Source organism: Kitasatospora sp. NPDC057904 (genome assembly GCF_042887925.1).
Lineage (GTDB): Bacteria > Actinomycetota > Actinomycetes > Streptomycetales > Streptomycetaceae > Kitasatospora.
Window position 1 is genome coordinate 130120 of the sequence record NZ_JBHVOL010000003.1, and the last position, 17368, is coordinate 147487.

Consider the following 17368-nt stretch of genomic DNA (forward strand, 5'->3'; position numbering starts at 1 on the left):
GAAGACATCGGGAACCCCCTTCCCCGGTACGAAGCGGACGGCTGAATTCGTATCCGATCTGACGTTCGGTGTCGACTGAATTACGATCCGTGCCCGCCGCAGGTCTATCGTGGCCGTGTGGTGAGGTCCTGGGATGCAGCGGTGGAACGGGCGCAGGATCGGCTGGCGGCGGGGCCGCGGCTGACGGTGGTGCCCGAGGGGGACGAACGGCGCTTCGCGCTCTGGGACTTGGCGTCCCTGGTGGAGGGCGAGCTGGGGGAGCGGGTGGACCCGGACGCCCTCGCGCCGGACGCCGAGCGGCGGTGGCGGGAGCGGCTGGGCGAGAGCGGCCGGGAGTGGCCGGGCGGCGAGCTGTACCGGCGCCGGTACTGGGTGCTGGGCCCGGGCGGCGCGGTCGCCGGGACGGTCGCCGTCGACAACTGGACGCGGGGGCCCGGCCAGCTCGCCGTCTCCTCGCTCTACCTGCGGCCGGAGGCCCGCGGGTGCGGCCTGGCCGCCGGGGTGCTGGCGGACGTGTACGGGGCCGCGGTCGCCGAGGGCCTGCCCGGCTACCGGCTGGAGGCGCACTGGACCTGGCAGCACGCCGTCCGCTACTACCTGCGCCGGGGCCTGTGGGTGGTCGGCTGGAAGCACTCGCTCGCCCTCGCGCGGATGCCCCAACTCCCGCCCTACCGCGTGCGGGAGGAGGACGGGCGGCTGCTCCTGCTGGTGGAGGACGGCGCGCAGGGCTGGGTGCCGCTGCTGGCCGCCGGGCGCGAGGGCCGCTGGCTGCGGCTGGACGAGACGGCCGCCTACCGCGGCACGGACGGCTGGGTGCACGGCTACGCGCGCTCGACGCTCGCGCTGCACCTGGCGCTCGCCGGCCGCCCGCTGGTGCGCGGGCCGCAGTGGTGGGCGGAGGCGTGGCGCTGGGCGGACACCGGCGAGCCGGAGGGGCTCGCGTACAAGATCGAGCACTTCGAGCAGCTGGCCGCGGCGGCGGGCCGGCGGGTCGTCACGCCGTACCGCCCGGTCTGTCCCTAGGGTCGGGAGTCCAGGGCCGGGGGGCAGAGCCGGGGGTCCAGGGACAGGGGTCCGGGGCCACGGCACTAGGCGGAATCGCGCCCGGGTCCTGCCAGACTCGGACCATGGCTGAGATCGAGATCGACGGCGCCCCCGCCGACGCGGCGCGGGTGGCGGCGCTGGGGCTGCTGAACTACGGGCACTTCACCACCCTGCGCGTCGGGTCCGGCCGGGTCCGGGGCCTCGCGCTGCACCTGGAGCGGCTGGTCCGGGACTGCCGGGCGCTGTTCGGCGCCGAGCTGGACCCGGCCGTCGTGCGCGAGAGGATCCGCGCGGTGCTGCCGCCGGACGGCGCGGAGGCGATCGTCCGGGTCACCGTCTACGACCCGGAGCTCGGCCTGGAGCGCCCGTCCGGGCCGGCCGCGCCGAGCCTGCTGGTCACCACCCGCCCGGCCCCGGCCGCCGCGCCCGGCCCGCTTCGGGTGCGCACGGTCGCGTACGTCCGGGAGGCGCCGGAGGTGAAGCACGTCGGGCTGTTCGGCCTGATCCGCCACCGCCGCAGCGCCCAACTCGCAGGGTTCGACGACGCGTTGCTGGTGGACCCGGCGGGCCGGGTGACCGAGGGCGCCACCTGGAACGTCGGCTTCGTCGACGACGGCGGCCGCGTGGTCTGGCCGCAGGGCCCGAGCCTGCCGGGCGTCACCGCCGCGCTGCTCGCCCGCGCGTACGGCGGGCCGCAGGGGCGCGGGCCGGTGGACGCCGTCGAGGTCGACCGGTTCAAGGCCGCGTTCGCGGTGAACGCGGGCGTCGGCGTCCGCCCGGTGGCGGCGATCGACGGCACGCGGTTCGACGCGGACCACCCCGTCCTCGACGAACTCCGCGCCGCCTACCAGGGGGTGGCGGCCGACCCGGTGTGAGCCGGGGGCGAGGGCGCCTCCGTGGCCGTCCCGTCCCCCGACCGGGTGACATCCGGCGGCCCGAACGGGCGCAAAGGGATCACTCGGATGCCCAACCCCCGTTATTGCCCGTGATCGTGACGCCGGATCAGCTACGCTCTCGCCCGCCCCGCCCCACCCGCCGAGCAGAGAGTAGCCCGGAATGACCAGTCCTCCCGCGGCCCCCGCGCCCCGCTGGCCGCTGATCCTCCTGCGCGTCACCTCGACCACGCTGGGCCTGCTGGCCGTCCTCCAGGTCATGCTGGCCGGGAGTTTCCTCAACGGCACCTACGAGTCCCTCAAGGACCACGAGGGCAACGCGATGACGCTGGCCACCGTCGCCGTGCTGCAGCTCGCGGTGGCCGTCCTGGTCCGGTGGCCGGGGCGCGGGCCGCTGTGGCCGCTGTGGAGCACCGCCGTCCTGACGGTGGCCGTCATCGGCCAGATCACCGCCGGCTACGGCCGGGCCCTCGGCGTGCACGTCACGCTCGGCGTCCTGCTGGTCAGCGGCATCCTGTTCGCGCTGGTCGGCGCCTGGCGCGAGCCGCTGCCCGCCCGAGCCGCCGTCGCCGAGCCGGGGCCGGACGGCAGCGGGCGGCTGCCCAGGCCGGGCGGGCCCGTGGAGGTGGCCAAGTGAACCGCCGCCGTTTCCTCGGCATCGGCGCCTCCGTCCTCGGCGCGGGCGCGCTGGCCGCCGTCGCGGCCCCCTCCGCGGCCCGGCTGCTGGCCGAGGGCCGCCCGGGCCGACTGCTGAGCAGCGGGCTCGAACTGCCGCCGGCGTTCCAGGTGCCGCTGCCGGTGCCGCCGGTGCTCAAGCCGGTCGGCGGCGACGACACGGGCGACCGGTACGAGATCGTCCAGCAGGTCGCCAAGCTGGAGATCCTGCCGGGCGTCAGGACCGAGGCCTGGACGTACGGCGGCAGCTTTCCGGGGCCGACGGTGGTCACCCGCTCCGGCCGGGCGGCGGTGGTCAAGCACCGCAACGAGCTGCCGGTGCCGTCCGTCGTCCACCTCCACGGCGGGCACACGCCTGCCGACAGCGACGGCTACCCGGTCGACCTGCTGCTGCCCGTCGGGTCGAGCGGGAGCGCCGGAGCCGGCGCCATGGCCGGGATGCCCGGCATGGAGCACCACGCGGCCGGGAAGTCCGTCACCGGCGAGCGCGTCCACACCTATCCGGGCCACCAGCGCGCCGCCACCCTCTGGTACCACGACCACCGGATGGGCTTCACCGGCCCGGGCGTCTGGCGCGGTCTGGCCGGCTTCCACCTCGTCCACGACGACGAGGAGGCCGCCCTGCCGCTACCGCACGGCGATCGCGACCTGCCGCTCATGCTCGCCGACCGCTCCTTCGCCGAGGACGGCTCGTTCCGGTACCCGGCGGTGGGGGCCGACCGGCCCGGGGTCACCGCCGACTACGCGAACGGCGTCCTCGGCGACGTCATCCTCGTCAACGGCGCGCCCTGGCCCCGCCTCGACGTCGACCGGGCGCGCTACCGGCTGCGGTTCCTCAACGCCTCCAACGCCCGCCTCTACCGCCTCGAACTCGACCCCCAGCCGTCCGGCGGCGACGCCCTCGTCCAGATCGGCTCGGACGGCGGCCTGCTGGCGGCGCCCGTCGCCCACGACGCGCTGGAGATCGCCCCCGCCGAGCGCTTCGACGTCGTCGTCGACTTCTCCCGCTACCCGCCCGGCACCGCCGTGCGCCTGCTGAACCGGTTCGGCAGCGGCCGGACCGCCGAGGTCATGCGCTTCGACGTCTCCTCCCGGCAGGTCTCCGACGACGCGACGGTGCCCGAGCGGCTGTCCACGATCGAGGAGCTCGACGCCTCCGCCGCCGCGACCACCCGCGACTTCACCTTCCGGCGCAGCCGCGGCGACGGCTGGACGATCAACGGGGACCCGTACGAGCCGGGCCGCTCCGTCGCGGCCCCGGCCCTCGGCGCCACCGAGATCTGGCGCTTCTCCACCGACCTGCACCACCCCGTCCACGTGCACCTCAACCACTTCCAGGTGCTGTCGCGCAACGGCAAGGAGCCGGGGCCGTACGACGCCGGATGGAAGGACACCGTCGACCTGCGGCCGGCCGAGGTGATGGAGGTGCTCGTGCGGTTCACCGACTACGCGGGGACGTACATGCTGCACTGCCACAACCTGGAGCACGAGGACATGGCGATGATGGCCGACTTCGCCGTGCAGTGACCCACCCTCCGGACTCACCTCCCAAGAACCGTCACCGCTCGGCGACCGGGAGGTGACGTCCGGAAACCGCCCCGGTGAACGGGGACCGGGCATGGCCCCGCCGGAACCGGGGGATCATCCGTTCGGCGCAGCGCCGGAGGGCGCGCGGTGCGCCCTCCGGCGGCCGTCGCCTAGCGTCGCCCGGAGGGGTACCCGCCGAGGCCGACCGAGGAGCCGCGCATGACCACGCCCGCCGAACGCCGCCGCCAGGGCCGGGCCGCCCGCGAGCGGGTCTCCCGCTCCGCCCACGGCCGCTGGATCCCCGCCGCCGACCGGCCCGACCCGGTCGCGGTGCTGGAGCGGCAGGGCGAGGACCGGGTCGCGCGGCTGCTGCCGATCCGCTACGGCCGCATGGCCGCCACCCCCTTCACGTTCCTGCGCGGCGCGGCGGCCGTGATGGCCGCCGACCTCGCGGCCGGGCCCGACACCGGCCTGACCGTCCAGCTCTGCGGCGACGCCCACCTGGTCAACTTCGGCCTGTACGCCTCGCCGGAGCGCGCCCTGCTCTTCGACGTCAACGACTTCGACGAGACGTACCCGGGGCCCTTCGAGTGGGACGTCAAGCGCCTCGCCGCCAGCGTCGCCGTCGCCGCCCGCGACAACGGGCACGACGAGGAGCGCGTGCGCCGCGCCGCGCTGAGCGCCGCCCTGGGCTACGCCGCCGCGCTGCGCCGGCTGGCCGGGCTGCGCGAGCTCGACGTCTGGTACAGCCGGATCGACAGCGCCGACCTGCTGCCGCTGGTGCACCGGGGCAAGCAGCGCCGGCGGGTCGAGGCGGACCTCGCCGCCGCCCGGCGCCGCACCAGCCTGCAGGCCTTCGGCAAGCTCACCGAGGAGCGGGACGGACGGCGGCGCATCGTCAGCGCACCGCCGCTGATCGAGCCGGTGTCGAAGACCGAACTGCGCTCCGTCGGCAAGGTGTACAGCGACTACCGGGCCACCCTCGCCGAGGACCGCCGGGTCCTGCTCGACCGCTTCCGCTTCGTCGACGCGGCGGTGAAGGTGGTCGGCGTGGGCAGCGTCGGCACCCGCTGCTACGTCGTCCTGCTGGAGGGCCGGGACGGGCGGGACCCGCTGTTCCTCCAGCTCAAGGAGGCCGGGCGCTCGGTGCTGGAGGACCACCTGCCGGCGACGCGGGTGGACGCCGAGGTCGCCGCGCACCACGGCGGGCGGCGCGTCGTCACCGGCCAGCACCTCATGCAGGCGGCGAGCGACATCTTCCTCGGCTGGACCACCGGCCCGGCCGGGCGGCACTTCTACGCCCGCCAGCTGCGCGACATGAAGGGCACGGCGGACGTCGCGGACATGGCCCCGGCCGGCCTGCGCGCCTACGCCGACCTGTGCGGCCGCACCCTCGCCCGCGCCCACGCCCGCACCGGCGACCGGCTCGCCATCGCGGGCTACCTCGGCGCGGCCGACACCTTCGCGGAGGCGATCGCCGACTTCGCGATGCTGTACGCGGACCGCACGAAGCTCGACCACGCGGAACTGGTGGCCGCGATCGGGGAGGGGCGCATCAAGGCGACCCGGGGCGTGTGAGCGCCCGGCCGGGGGCAGGCCCCGCGCTGACCGACCGTCAGCGGCGTTGTCGGTGGCGTGTGCCAGGGTGGCCCCATGTTGGCGATCACGGTGCAGGAGAACGACGGGACACGGCACGTCGGGGCGGGTGCGGACGCCCTCGGCGCGCTGGTCGGGCGGCTGGGCGCGGACGGGGACAACTTCGTCGTCGTCCAGCGGGTGCCCGACCTGCCCGACGTCTACATCCAGGTCTGGCACGCCGAGGGCGGCGACTACTCCCTGGAGCACCGGGATGGCTCCGCCGACCGGCACTACGGGGTCACGCTCGACCGGCCGGAGCCGGTCGTCGCCGCCATGCTCGGCTGGGCGCGCCGCGAGCCCGGCTGGGGCGAGGGGCTGGACTGGAAGCCGCTCGGCACGGGCCCGGCGCCCGAGCCCGTGCCCCCGCTCGACCTGCCGGCCGGCGAGCGCCGCGACCTGGAGGAGCGGCTGCGCCTCACCCTGGCCTGCGGCTACACCACCCGCGCCGCGCTGGCCGAGGAGGCCGAGGAGTACCTGCTCTCCCCGGGCAGCCGTCCGGTCTCCCGCGAGCAGGCCGAGCAGCTGGCCGACCGGCTGTGGCTGGAGCGCGTCGGCGAGCAGACCGGCTGGGTCGGCGAGACGGACCCGGAACGCCTCGCCCGCGCCTTCGCCGCCCTGGACGCCGAGGGCATCACGGCCCGCGAGCACTTCACCTGCTGCCGCACCTGCGGCGAGGCCGAGATCGGCGCCGAGGGCGCGTCCGACGCCCGGGGCTACGTCTACTTCCACACCCAGTGCACGGAGTCGGCCGCCCGCGGCCACGGCCTCTCGCTCCTCTACGGCGGCTTCGACGGCTCCCGGCTCACCACCACCGCCGTCGGCCACGAGGTGGTGGCCGCCCTCGCGGACGCCGGCCTGCCGGCCGTGTGGAACGGCGACGCCGCCCGTGCGATCGAGATACGCCCGCTGACCTGGCGCAAACGACTGGTGGGCTGACCGGTGGGCGACGACGCCGAGGCCCCGGCCGATGGGCGGTTCGTCGTGGTGACGGTGACGGTGGCGCGGTCGGCCGGTGGCGCGGTGGTCGAGCGGGTGATGGACCACTGGGCGGCCGCGGTCGGCGGGACCGAGTGGTGGGCGGGCGACGAATGGTGCGTTACGGAACCAGCAGGCGCAGGGCGTTCGGGACGGCGGTGACCTCGACCGGCAGCGGGGCGATGAACTCGCCGTCGGCGTAGGACGTGATGCCGGGGGACTCGATCCGCAGGGACGGGGTGCGGTGGGTCTCCACCTCGGGGTGGTGCACGTGGGTGCCCTTGAAGACCGTCGGGAAGAAGCGGGCGATCCGCAGCCGGGGCATCGCGGCGACGAGGGTGACGTCGAGCAGGCCGTCGTCGGGGAGTGCGGCGGGGCAGATGAGCATGCCGCCGCCGTAGCTGCGGGTGTTGCCGACGGCGGCCAGGGTGAGGTCGCGCTCGATGACGGTGCCGTCGGCGAGGGTGATGCGGAAGGGCAGCGGGCGCAGGTTGGCGAACTCGGCGAGGATGGCGAGGTTGTAGCGCATCCGGCCGCGCGGCCAGCGCAGGCGGTTGGTGCGGTCGCTGACCAGGGAGTCGAAGCCGGTGGCGAGGACGGAGCCGAACCAGTGGGCCGTCCCGTCCGGGCCGGTGATCCGGCCGAGGTCGACGGTGCGGGTCCGCCCGGCGGCGATGACGTCGGCGGCGGCCTCGGGGGCGTCGCGCGGCAGGCCGTACTCGCGGGCGTGGTCGTTGCCGGTGCCCGCGGGGACGACCCCGAGCGGGACGGCGGTGCCGGCGACGGCCTGGAGCGCGAGGTTGACCATGCCGTCCCCGCCGACCACGGCGAGCGCGTCGGCCCCGCCCGCGACGGCCTCGCGGGCGAGGCGGGCGGCGTCCTCGGCGTCGCGCCCGGCGTGGCGCTCGACCTCGACGCCGAGCGCCCGCAGCCGGGCGACGGCCCGCTCGGCGGCGGGCGCGGCGTGTCCCGCGCCCGCCGCCGGGTTGGCCAGCAGCGCGACGGTTCTCGGCGCGCGCGCCGTCACGGGATCAGCTTGCCCGGGTTGAGGACGCCCGCCGGGTCGAGCTCGGCCTTGACCGCGCGCAGGATCCGCACGCCCAACTCGCCGATCTCCTCGGTCATCCAGGGCCGGTGGTCGGCGCCGACGGCGTGGTGGTGGGTGATGGTGCCGCCCGCCGCGACGATCGCGTCGCAGGCCGCGTGCTTGGCGGCGCCCCACCGGGTGAGGGGGTCCTCGCCGAGGGCGGCGACGACGGTGAAGTAGAGCGAGGCGCCGGTCGGGTAGACGTGCGAGATGTGGCAGAGCACGAGCGCGCCGGGCAGCGCGGTGGTGAGCGCCTCGGTGACGGCGCTCCGCAGCCGCGGCAGGCGGCTCCAGTTCGTCGCCGTCTCCAGGGTCTCGCAGAGCGCGCCGGCGCCGAGCAGGGAGTCCCGCAGGTAGGGGGCGTTGAAGCGGCCGTGCTCCCAGGCGCGGGCGGGGGCCTCGCCGAGCGAGGTGCCGCCGGCCGCGAGGAGCACCTCGTGGGTGAGCCGGTGCCGGGCGGCGACCTGCTCCGTGGTGCCCTCGAAGACGGTGACGGCGAGGCAGCCGCTGACCGCGGGCGAGCCGCCGATCTGCTCGGTCATGGCCAGGTTGACCATGGTCTCGGCCTCGTCGGAGAGCCGGATGACGGTCGGTCCGGTGCCCTGCTGCTCGACGGCGCGCAGGGCGGCGGCGCCGGTCGCGAAGTCGGGGAAGCTCCAGGCCTCGTAGGCCTTCACGGCGGGCAGCGGGTGCACGCGGACCCGGACGGCGGTGATGATGCCGAGGGCGCCCTCCGAGCCGAGGAAGAGCTCGCGCAGGTCGGGGCCGGCGGCGGAGGCCGGGGCGCGGCCGAGGTCCAGCACGCCGACCGGGGTGACGACGCGCAGCCCGCGCACCATGTCGTCGAAGCGCCCGTGGCCGGCCGAGTCCTGGCCGGAGGAGCGGGTGGCCGCGAAGCCGCCGATGGTCGCGAAGCGGAAGCTCTGCGGGTAGTGGCCGAGTTCGTGGCCGCGCTCGGCGAGCAGCGCTTCCGCGGCCGGGCCGGTGAGGCCGGCGCCGAGGAGGGCCTCGCCCGAGGTCTCGTCGAGGTCGAGCAGCTGGTCGAAGCGGCGCAGGTCGAGCGAGACGACGGCGTTCAGCCCGCCGCGCTCGGGGTCGAGGCCGCCGACCACGCTGGTGCCGCCGCCGAACGGCACGACGGCGATGCGGCGTTCGGCGCACAGCGCGAGCAGGGCGGCGATCTCGTCCTCGCTGCCGGGCAGCACGACGGCGTCGGGCGCGTCCTGCGGCTCGCGGCTGCGGCGGCGCAGCAGGTCGGGGGTGGACTTGCCACCGGCGCGGGGGAGGCGGTCGGCGTCGGCGGCGCTCACGTGCGCCTCGCCGACGGCGGCGGCGAGCGCCTTGAGGTCGGCGTCGGTGAGCCGGGAGGGGCGCAGGCGGACCTCGTCGGCGGTGGGGCCGGGCTCGGCGTCGCCGGTGACGCCGAGGGCGGCCGCGAGCAGTCCCTTGATGTCCGCGGACAGCTCCTTGGCGAGGGCCGGGTCGCCCCAGGCGTCCCACTTCATCGGGGGGAGCGGCAGCGCGGCGTCGGCCGGGCCCGCTTGCGTCTCAGGTGCCATGCGTTACAGTTTCACACATCATGTCAAGTAGTAACGCCGGCTCCCCGGCCTCCCAGGACGCCCCGCAGTCGCGCAGCACCGACGACGCGATCCTCGACGCCGCCGCCGAGCTGATCGTCCACCTCGGCGTGCGCCGGACGCAGCTGGCCGAGATCGCCCGCCGCGCCGGGGTCAGCCGGCCGACCGTCTACCGGCGCTGGCCGGACGTGAAGGCGGTGATCGGCGCGCTGCTCACCCGGGAGATCCTGGTGGCCACCCAGGAGGGCGACGTGCTGGACGTGCACGACCGCGAGACCTTCGTCGACCGCGTCGTCGAGGTCGCCGTCCGCCTGCGCGACCACCCGGTGCTCGGGGCCCTGCTGCACTCGGACGACTCCGACCTGCTCCTGGAGTACGTCGTCGAACGGCTCGGCGCCAGCCAGCGCGGCCTCCTGGAGGCGCTGCGCACCGGCATCGAGCAGGGCCAGGCGCACGGCTCGATCCGGGCCGGCGAGCCGCTCGAACTGGCCGCCATGGTGCTCCTGATCGCCCAGTCCACCGTCCAGTCGCACCGCATGGTCGCCTCCCTGCTCCCCGAGGCGGCCTGGCGGCGCGAACTGGCCCGAGCGTTGAACGGATACCTCGCGCCATGACGCCTCCCTCCACTCCCTCCACGCCGGCCGCGGGCCCCTTCGCGGGGTCGAGCCGGCTCAACGGCATCAGGCGGGCGGTGGAGCTGGACGCGCTCGCCGACCGGCCGCAGGTCGACCTGCTGGTGATCGGCGGCGGCGTCACCGGCGCCGGCGTGGCCCTGGACGCCGCCGCGCGCGGCCTGCGCACGGTCCTCGTCGAGTCCCGCGACCTCGCGTTCGGCACCAGCCGCTGGAGCTCCAAGCTGGTGCACGGCGGCCTGCGCTACCTCGCCTCCGGGCGGATCGGCGTGGCCCGCGAGAGCGCCGTCGAGCGCGGGGTGCTGATGACCCGCACCGCGCCGCACCTCATCCGGGCACTGCCCCAGCTCGTGCCGCTGCTCCCGGACCTGCTGCGCCCCGGGCAGGGCGCGCTGATCCGCGCCGGCTTCCACGCCGGCGACGCGCTGCGGCTGAGCGCCGGCACGCCGGGCGCGCTGCTGCCCCGGATGCGCCGGATCGACGCCGAGCGGACCCGCCGCCTGGTGCCGGGCGTCCGGACGGCCGGGCTGCGCGGCGCACTCGTCGCGCACGACGGCCAACTCGTGGACGACGCACGGCTGGTGCTCGCGCTGGCCAGGACGGCCGCACAGTACGGCGCGACGGTGCTGACCCGGGTCCGCGCCGAGGACGTCACCGGCGGCTCGGCCCGGCTGGTCGACACGGTCGGCGGCCACGAACTGACGATCCGCGCCGGCGCCGTGATCAACGCCACTGGCGTGTGGGCGGGCGAGGTGGACCCGTCGATCCGGCTGCGCCCCAGCCGCGGCACCCACGTCCTGGTCGACGCCGCCGCGCTCGGCCACCCGACGGCCGCGCTCACCGTGCCGGTGCCCGGCTCGACCAGCCGCTTCGTCTTCGCACTGCCGCAGCAGCTCGGGCGGGTCGCGATCGGCCTCACCGACGAGGACGCGCCGGGCCCGGTCCCGGACGAGCCGGTGCCGACGGACGGCGAGATCGGCTTCCTCCTCGACACCGTCAACGCGGCCCTGAGTACCGCGCTGACCAGGGCGGACGTCCGCGGCGCCTACGCCGGGCTGCGCCCGCTGATCGACACCGGGGGCGGGAGCACGGCCGACATCTCCCGCGAGCACGCGGTGCTGGAGTCCCCGTCGGGGATGGTCACGGTGGTCGGCGGCAAGCTCACCACCTACCGGCGGATGGCCGAGGACGCGGTGGACGCCGCCGTCCGCCTGCGCGGCCTCCCGGCGCGGGCGTGCTGGACGGCCCGGCTGCCGCTGGTCGGCGCCCCCGGGCACCGCGACAGCCGCCCGCTCCCGGAGCGCGGTGTGCCCGCCTCGCTGCTCGCCCGCCACGGCGGCGCTGCGGCGGAGGTGCTGGAGGCCGGCGAGCTCACGCCGGTCGCCGAGGGGATCGACGTGACGCGCGCGGAGATCGCCTACGCCGTGACCCACGAGGGCGCGCTGGACGTGGCGGACGTGCTCCACCGCCGGACCAGGATCGGCCTGGTGGCGGAGGACGCGGAGCGGGCGGCGAAGGCCGTCGAGGAGATCCTGACTGAGTGTCAGGAAAGCTGACGGAGCGTCAGGAGGGCTGGCGGTCGAAGGGCTTGAGGTCGGGCTCGATCCACTCGGTCCGGGCGCGGTCGTCGGCGAGCGTCCCGGGCCGGTAGTGGCGGGCGAGCAGCCCCTTGTCGAACAGGTCGGGGTGGCGGTCGGCGAAGGCGGTGAAGTCCTCGTCGTCGGTGGCGTGTCGAGCGACCAGCTCGACCCAGGCCCGGGTCATCGTCACGTGGAACTTCTGCGGCGCCCCGGCCCGGGTGGCGGTGGCCCGGATGCCGTCGGCGACCAGGGTGAGCGCGGCGGCGCGGCCGTGCCGCCGGACGGCGAGCCAGGTGAGGTGGACGTGCCGGCGGTGGTCGAAGCGCTCGGCGCCGGCCGTCACCTCCTGCATCAGGGCGGTGAACTCGGCCGGTGCGGCGGCGGGTTCGGGCGCCGCCGCCAGTGTGGACGCCGGTATGGACGCCGGTATGGACGCGGGTGCGGCGGGAGTGTGCGGGGTGTCGTGCGGGGTCATGCGGAAGCCTTCGTCAGGGCCAGGAGCACGGCGTGGAAGCCGTCCACCTGCGCGGGGGTGAGGTCGCGGAGCGCGCGGTGCTCCAGGCCGGTCACGGTCCGCCGGACGGTGTCGGCGGCCTGCCGGCCGGAGGCGGTGAGCTCGACCAGGACCGAGCGGCGGTCGCCGGCGCGGGCGCCGCGGGTGATGTGGCCGCGCTGCTCCAGGCGGTCGAGCACCCCGGTCAGGGTGGTCGGCCGGGTGCCGACGGCGGCGCCCAGCTCGGAGGCCGTCCGGGCCCGCCCGTCGGAGAGGTTGGCGAGCGCGTTGATCTCGGAGGCGGTGAGGCCGAGGACGGCCAGTTCGGCGGCCAGCAGCTGGAGCGTGGCGTGGGTGGCCCGCTGGAGCGCGAGCAGTGCGGAGGCGCCGGGAGCGCCGTGGGTGTCCGGAGTGTCGTGGGTGTCAGGAGTGTCGAGGGCGCCGGGCTCGGCGGCCTCGGGGGGTTCGGGATCGGACGTCACGTTTTCGGATATTACGGTTCCGTAGTATCCCGGGCAAGCCGGGCGCGCGGCTCAGCGTCCGACCCGCTCCGGCATCGCTCGCGCGGCCCCGGCCAGCTCCAGCACGCACGTGAGCGGATGCTCCGCGACCCCCGTGCGGTCCAGCCGCACGGCGAGCGGTACCGGCGGTTCCTCGGCGAGCTGTCCGGCCAGCGTCAGCGGGTAGGAGCCGTGTCCGTGCACGCGGTGGAACGCGCACTCCTTGCCGTCCACCAGCAGTTCGGTCTCGGTGATCCAGCCGGAGCGGACGTTGACGGTGACCGAGTGGCCGGCCTGGTCGAGGTGGAAGCTGTGCCGCTGGCGCATGGGAACCTCCCGCGCGGTCGCGGGGCGGGGCGCCCCGCCCGCACGGCCAGTGTAGGTCGGCCGCCCCGGCCGGGCCCGTCCGTGCGGAAGCCGGGCCCGTCCGCGTGGAAACCGGGCCGGCCGCGGGAAACCCGGTGGTCGCGGAGTCGCGCGGGCCGCGGCCGGTTCCCGCGCGCGTCCCTGAGAAAAGCCGGGGGTCGGCAGCGACCGCAGGTGGATTCTCGTGATCTCTACAGTGTTGTAGATTCCTCGGCAGGGAGAGATCCGAGGAGGGAATCGTGGGAGTTTCGCTGGCCAAGGGCGGCAACGTCTCGCTGAGCAAGGAGGCGCCCGGTCTGAGCGCCGTGATCATCGGGCTCGGCTGGGACGTCCGGACCACCACCGGTGCGGACTACGACCTGGACGCCAGCGCGCTGCTCTGCAACGCCCTCGGCAAGGTCGTGTCGGACCAGCACTTCGTGTTCTTCAACAACCTGCGCAGCCCGGAGGGTTCGGTCGAGCACAGCGGCGACAACCTGACCGGTGGCGGCGACGGTGACGACGAGCAGATCAAGGTCGACCTGGCCCGGGTGCCCGCCGACGTGGCGAAGGTGGTCTTCCCGGTGTCGATCTACGACGCCGACGCCCGCATGCAGAACTTCGGGCAGGTCCGCAACGCGTTCATCCGCGTCGTCAACCAGGCCAACGGGCAGGAGATCGCCCGCTACGACCTGAGCGAGGACGCCTCCACCGAGACCGCGATGGTCTTCGGCGAGCTGTACCGCAACGGCGGCGAGTGGAAGTTCCGCGCGATAGGCCAGGGCTACGCCTCCGGCCTGCGCGGCATCGCGAGCGACTACGGCGTCAACGTCTGACCGTCCGGCCCGTCTTCACGGGCCCGGGCGGTGTGCCGAGCGGGCCGCGCGACATGCGTGCGGCCCGCTCGTCCGCGTTCGTTCAGGTCCCCGGCCGTGAGCCGAGGGGGCTGCCGCCGAAACCCCCGCTGCCGGTGACCTGTCGGTGCCACCAGTCGGCCATCGCGGGTTCGTCCATGGCCGACCAGTCCGGCGCGTCGACGACCTGCGCCGCGCCGAGCCGGCGGCCCAGGTCCACCAACTCCAGCCCCGCCGTGCCCCGTTCGCGCTCGTAGACGGACAGTGCGGCGGTCCACGAACCGTCGGCGCCGCGCACCGCCTCCTCGAAGGCGTGCGCGTCCTGGAGGGCCTTCACCGCGCCACTGGTGTTGTGCGGACGCACGACCGTGGCGGCGTCGCCGGCGAGCAGCAGGCGCCCGGCCGTGCGCCGCGGGGTCGCGAGGTCGTAGATCGGCTGGAGGAAGGTGCGCTCCGGCGGGGTCAGGGTGACCACGGCAGCCCAGTACGGCGGCAGCCGCCGTTCGGCGAGCTCGGCGAGTTCGTCCGCGCGCCCGGCGTCCAGCGCGCCCGCCGGGATGCTGGTCGGGCCGCTCAGGCGCAGCCAGTCTGGGGTGGGTGCGTAGAAGACCCAGTTCACCTGCGTGGTGCCGGGTTCGATGCCCGGGATGCGGTAGAGCACGACCTGGCCGCCCGGGTAGCAGACCGTCGCGCACTCCTCCTCCGGCCAGGCCCGCGCCCCGCCGGGCAGCTGTTCCAGCAGCGTGGCGTCGTAACTGCCGCGCCAGCACACGTACCCGGCGTACTCGGGTCCCACCTGCGGGCAGACGGCCTCGCGGACCGCCGAGCGGTAGCCGTCCGCGCCGATCACCAGGTCGTACGGCTCGCGGCCCCCGTGGCCGTCGGCCACCCAGGCGCCGACGCCGTCGCCGTTGCCGACCTCCGTCACCGTCGTGCCGAGGCGGAACTCGACGTTGGCGAGCGTCCGTGCGCGCAGGGACTGCCAGAGCACGCCCCAGTGGAACGAGTGGAACTCGAACGGCTGGGTCCACAGCCGCCGTCCGCGCGCGTCGCCGCCCGGCGTGTCGTCGCGGGTGACCCAGCGGCGCAGGGCGAGGCGGTGGCGGCGGACGTCCGCCGGGACGTGCCCGGCGTCGACGAGCTCGGTGAAGCGGGCGTCCTGCATGCAGAGGCCGACGCCGCGGTCCTCCAGCAGGCCCGGACTGCGCTCCAGGACCACGACCTGCTCGGCCCCCTGCCGGGCCGCCGCCCGGGCGAAGGCGCTTCCGGCGATGCTGCCGCCGACCACGGCGATCGAGCCACCCCTCATGTCCGTCCCCTCCTGTGCATCCGATTGCCCGACTGCTTCGAATGATTCGACTGCTCTGGCGTTGCCCGTGCCAGGACGATACCGCCGCGCCATTATGCAACTAGTTGCACATGGCTCCGGGCGTCCCCTACCCTGCGGTAACCAGAGCACCCCCGCCCTCCAGGAGACGTCGATGAGCGCCACGCCCGGCAGCCCCTACCCCCACCTGCTCAGCCCGCTCGACCTCGGCTTCACCACCCTGCCCAACCGCGTGGTGATGGGCTCGATGCACGTCGGCCTGGAGGAGGCCCCCGACGGCTTCGACCGCATGGCCGCCTTCTACGCCGAGCGCGCCCGCGGCGGCGTCGGCCTGATCGTCACCGGCGGCATCGCCCCCAACGAGGCCGGGCGCCCCTGGGAGGGCGGCGCGATGCTCACCACCGAGGAGGAAGCGGACAAGCACCGCGTCGTCACCGACGCCGTGCACGCGGCCGGCGGCAGGATCGCGATGCAGATCCTCCACTTCGGCCGCTACGCCTACCACCGCGACCTCGTCGCCCCCAGCGCGCTCCAGGCGCCGATCAGCCCGTTCGTCCCGAACGCGCTCACCGCCGAGCAGGTCGAGCAGACCGTCGAGGACTTCGTGCGCTGCGCCGAGCTCGCCCGCCGCGCCGGCTACGACGGCGTCGAGATCATGGGCTCCGAGGGCTACCTGATCAACGAGTTCGTCGTCGCGGCCACCAACCGGCGCGAGGACGAGTGGGGCGGGCCGTACGAGCGGCGGATGCGCTTCCCGGTCGAGATCGTCCGCCGGGTCCGCGAGCGGGTCGGCGAGGACTTCATCATCGTCTACCGCCTCTCCATGCTCGACCTCGTGCCCGGCGGCTCCACCCTCGCCGAGGTCGTGCAGCTCGCCCAGGCCGTCGAGGCGGCCGGCGCGAGCATCATCAACACCGGCATCGGCTGGCACGAGGCCCGCATCCCCACCATCGCCACCTCGGTGCCGCGCGGCGGCTTCGCGTGGGTCACCAAGAAGGTGATGGGCTCGGTCGGCATCCCGCTCGTCACCACCAACCGCATCAACACCCCGGAGATCGGCGAGCAACTGCTCGCCGACGGCTACGCCGACCTGGTGTCGATGGCCCGCCCGCTGCTTGCCGACGCCGACTTCGTCGCCAAGGCCGCCGACGACCGCGCCGACTCCATCAACACCTGCATCGGCTGCAACCAGGCCTGCCTCGACCACACCTTCAACCTCCAGATCACCTCCTGCCTGGTCAACCCGCGCGCCTGCCACGAGACCGAGCTCGTGCTCTCGCCGACCAAGCTCCGCAAGCGCATCGGCGTCGTCGGGGCCGGCCCGGCCGGGCTCGCGTTCACCGTCTCCGCCGCCGAACGCGGCCACGACGTCACGCTGTTCGACGCGGCCGACGCGATCGGCGGGCAGCTGAACATCGCCCGCCGCATCCCCGGCAAGGAGGAGTTCGACGAGACGCTGCGCTACTACCGCACCCGGCTGGCCGAGCTGGGCGTCACCCAGCGCCTCGGCGCCGTCGTCACCGCCGAACAGCTCACCGCCGAGGGCTTCGACGAGATCGTCCTCGCCACCGGCGTCACCCCCCGCACCCCCGCCGACCTCCCCGGCGTCGACCACCCCAGCGTGGTCGGCTACCTCGACGTCCTGCGCGACGGCGCCCACGTCGGCGAGCGCGTCGCGATCCTCGGCGCCGGCGGCATCGGCTTCGACGTCGCCGAGTACCTCACCGACCAGGGCGACGCCGCCAGCCTCAACCCGCCCGCCTTCCAGGCCAAGTGGGGCATCGACGCGGAGTACCGGGAGCGCGGCGGCCTGCGCCGGCCCGAGCAGCCCAAGCCCCCGCGCCAGGTGCACCTGCTCCAGCGCAAGACCACCAAGGTCGGCGCCGGACTCGGCAAGACCACCGGCTGGATCCACCGCACCGAACTCAAGCACCGCGGCGTCACGATGGTCGCCGGCGTCACCTACGACCTCATCGACGACGCCGGACTGCACGTCACCATCGACGGCGAGCGCCAGCTCCTGCCCGTCGACACCGTCGTGCTCTGCACCGGCCAGGAACCGCGCCGCGACCTCGACGCCGAGCTGCGCGCCCTCGGCCGCACCCCGCACCTGATCGGCGGCGCCGACGTGGCCGCCGAACTCGACGCCAAGCGGGCCATCAAGCAGGGCACCGAGCTGGCGGCGGCGCTGTAGTCGCGAACGGCCCCTAGGATCGACCGC

General features: G+C 75.2%; 16 protein-coding genes. 10 read left to right on the forward strand and 6 right to left on the reverse strand.

Annotated elements, in window-relative coordinates:
• Positions 1–141 precede the first annotated feature (141 nt).
• From ACFVSN_RS09380 to ACFVSN_RS09405, 6 genes are all read left to right on the forward strand, one after another.
• A complete protein-coding gene (locus ACFVSN_RS09380; RefSeq protein WP_387595745.1) occupies positions 142–1023 on the forward strand; it encodes a GNAT family N-acetyltransferase in 882 nt (293 codons plus the stop codon).
• A gap of 104 nt (positions 1024–1127) precedes the next feature.
• Positions 1128–1919 (forward strand): aminotransferase class IV, encoded by a 792-nt coding sequence (locus ACFVSN_RS09385; protein ID WP_380500436.1) that lies wholly within the window; start codon positions 1128–1130, stop codon positions 1917–1919.
• 181 nt (positions 1920–2100) lie between these two features.
• Positions 2101–2574 (forward strand): hypothetical protein, encoded by a 474-nt coding sequence (locus ACFVSN_RS09390; protein WP_380436017.1) that lies wholly within the window; start codon positions 2101–2103, stop codon positions 2572–2574.
• A complete protein-coding gene (locus ACFVSN_RS09395; protein WP_387954287.1) occupies positions 2571–4139 on the forward strand; it encodes a multicopper oxidase family protein in 1569 nt (522 codons plus the stop codon). Before ACFVSN_RS09390 ends, ACFVSN_RS09395 begins: the two co-directional genes overlap by 4 nt.
• Before the next feature lie 219 nt (positions 4140–4358).
• Positions 4359–5717, forward strand: a complete 1359-nt coding sequence (locus tag ACFVSN_RS09400) for a DUF2252 domain-containing protein (protein WP_380500438.1) — start codon at positions 4359–4361, stop codon at positions 5715–5717.
• 75 nt (positions 5718–5792) lie between these two features.
• Positions 5793–6713, forward strand: coding sequence for a DUF6891 domain-containing protein (locus tag ACFVSN_RS09405; RefSeq protein ID WP_387954288.1), 921 nt, complete (start codon positions 5793–5795; stop codon positions 6711–6713).
• Between the two features lie 160 nt (positions 6714–6873).
• Here the strand turns inward: ACFVSN_RS09405 and ACFVSN_RS09410 are convergent, their stop codons facing one another.
• On the reverse strand, positions 6874–7779 hold the full coding sequence (locus tag ACFVSN_RS09410) for a diacylglycerol kinase (RefSeq protein WP_387954289.1): 906 nt from the start codon (positions 7777–7779) through the stop codon (positions 6874–6876).
• On the reverse strand, positions 7776–9398 hold the full coding sequence (locus ACFVSN_RS09415) for an FAD-binding oxidoreductase (protein WP_387954291.1): 1623 nt from the start codon (positions 9396–9398) through the stop codon (positions 7776–7778). The genes ACFVSN_RS09410 and ACFVSN_RS09415 overlap by 4 nt, the downstream gene beginning before the upstream one ends.
• A 20-nt stretch (positions 9399–9418) precedes the next feature.
• Between ACFVSN_RS09415 and ACFVSN_RS09420 the strand changes: the two genes are divergently transcribed.
• Both ACFVSN_RS09420 and ACFVSN_RS09425 read left to right on the forward strand, forming a co-directional pair.
• Entirely contained in the window at positions 9419–10030 is a 612-nt protein-coding gene (locus ACFVSN_RS09420) for a TetR/AcrR family transcriptional regulator (protein WP_380436029.1), read from the forward strand.
• Complete coding sequence (locus ACFVSN_RS09425) at positions 10027–11604, forward strand: glycerol-3-phosphate dehydrogenase/oxidase (RefSeq protein ID WP_387954293.1); 1578 nt, start codon at positions 10027–10029, stop codon at positions 11602–11604. The genes ACFVSN_RS09420 and ACFVSN_RS09425 overlap by 4 nt, the downstream gene beginning before the upstream one ends.
• Before the next feature lie 7 nt (positions 11605–11611).
• On the opposite strand, the gene ACFVSN_RS09430 is transcribed toward ACFVSN_RS09425, so the two are convergent.
• Genes ACFVSN_RS09430 through ACFVSN_RS09440 form a run of 3 tightly spaced genes read right to left on the reverse strand, consistent with a single transcriptional unit; the run spans position 11612 to position 12948 of the window.
• Entirely contained in the window at positions 11612–12103 is a 492-nt protein-coding gene (locus tag ACFVSN_RS09430; RefSeq protein ID WP_387954295.1) for a hypothetical protein, read from the reverse strand.
• Entirely contained in the window at positions 12100–12603 is a 504-nt protein-coding gene (locus tag ACFVSN_RS09435; RefSeq protein WP_387954297.1) for a MarR family winged helix-turn-helix transcriptional regulator, read from the reverse strand. Before ACFVSN_RS09435 ends, ACFVSN_RS09430 begins: the two co-directional genes overlap by 4 nt.
• 51 nt (positions 12604–12654) lie before the next feature.
• Positions 12655–12948 (reverse strand): hypothetical protein, encoded by a 294-nt coding sequence (locus tag ACFVSN_RS09440; RefSeq protein WP_329930833.1) that lies wholly within the window; start codon positions 12946–12948, stop codon positions 12655–12657.
• Positions 12949–13226: 278 nt separating this feature from the next.
• Here ACFVSN_RS09440 and ACFVSN_RS09445 point away from each other — a divergent pair, with 278 nt between their 5' ends.
• A complete protein-coding gene (locus ACFVSN_RS09445) occupies positions 13227–13802 on the forward strand; it encodes a TerD family protein (protein WP_329930832.1) in 576 nt (191 codons plus the stop codon).
• Positions 13803–13884: 82 nt separating this feature from the next.
• Here ACFVSN_RS09445 and ACFVSN_RS09450 read toward each other — a convergent pair whose 3' ends face one another.
• Positions 13885–15129 carry a monooxygenase gene (locus ACFVSN_RS09450; protein WP_387954299.1) on the reverse strand — a complete coding sequence of 415 codons (1245 nt, stop codon included), beginning with the start codon at positions 15127–15129 and terminating at the stop codon, positions 13885–13887.
• Positions 15130–15301: 172 nt separating this feature from the next.
• Between ACFVSN_RS09450 and ACFVSN_RS09455 the strand changes: the two genes are divergently transcribed.
• Positions 15302–17341 carry an FAD-dependent oxidoreductase gene (locus tag ACFVSN_RS09455; RefSeq protein ID WP_387954301.1) on the forward strand — a complete coding sequence of 680 codons (2040 nt, stop codon included), beginning with the start codon at positions 15302–15304 and terminating at the stop codon, positions 17339–17341.
• Positions 17342–17368 lie beyond the last annotated feature (27 nt).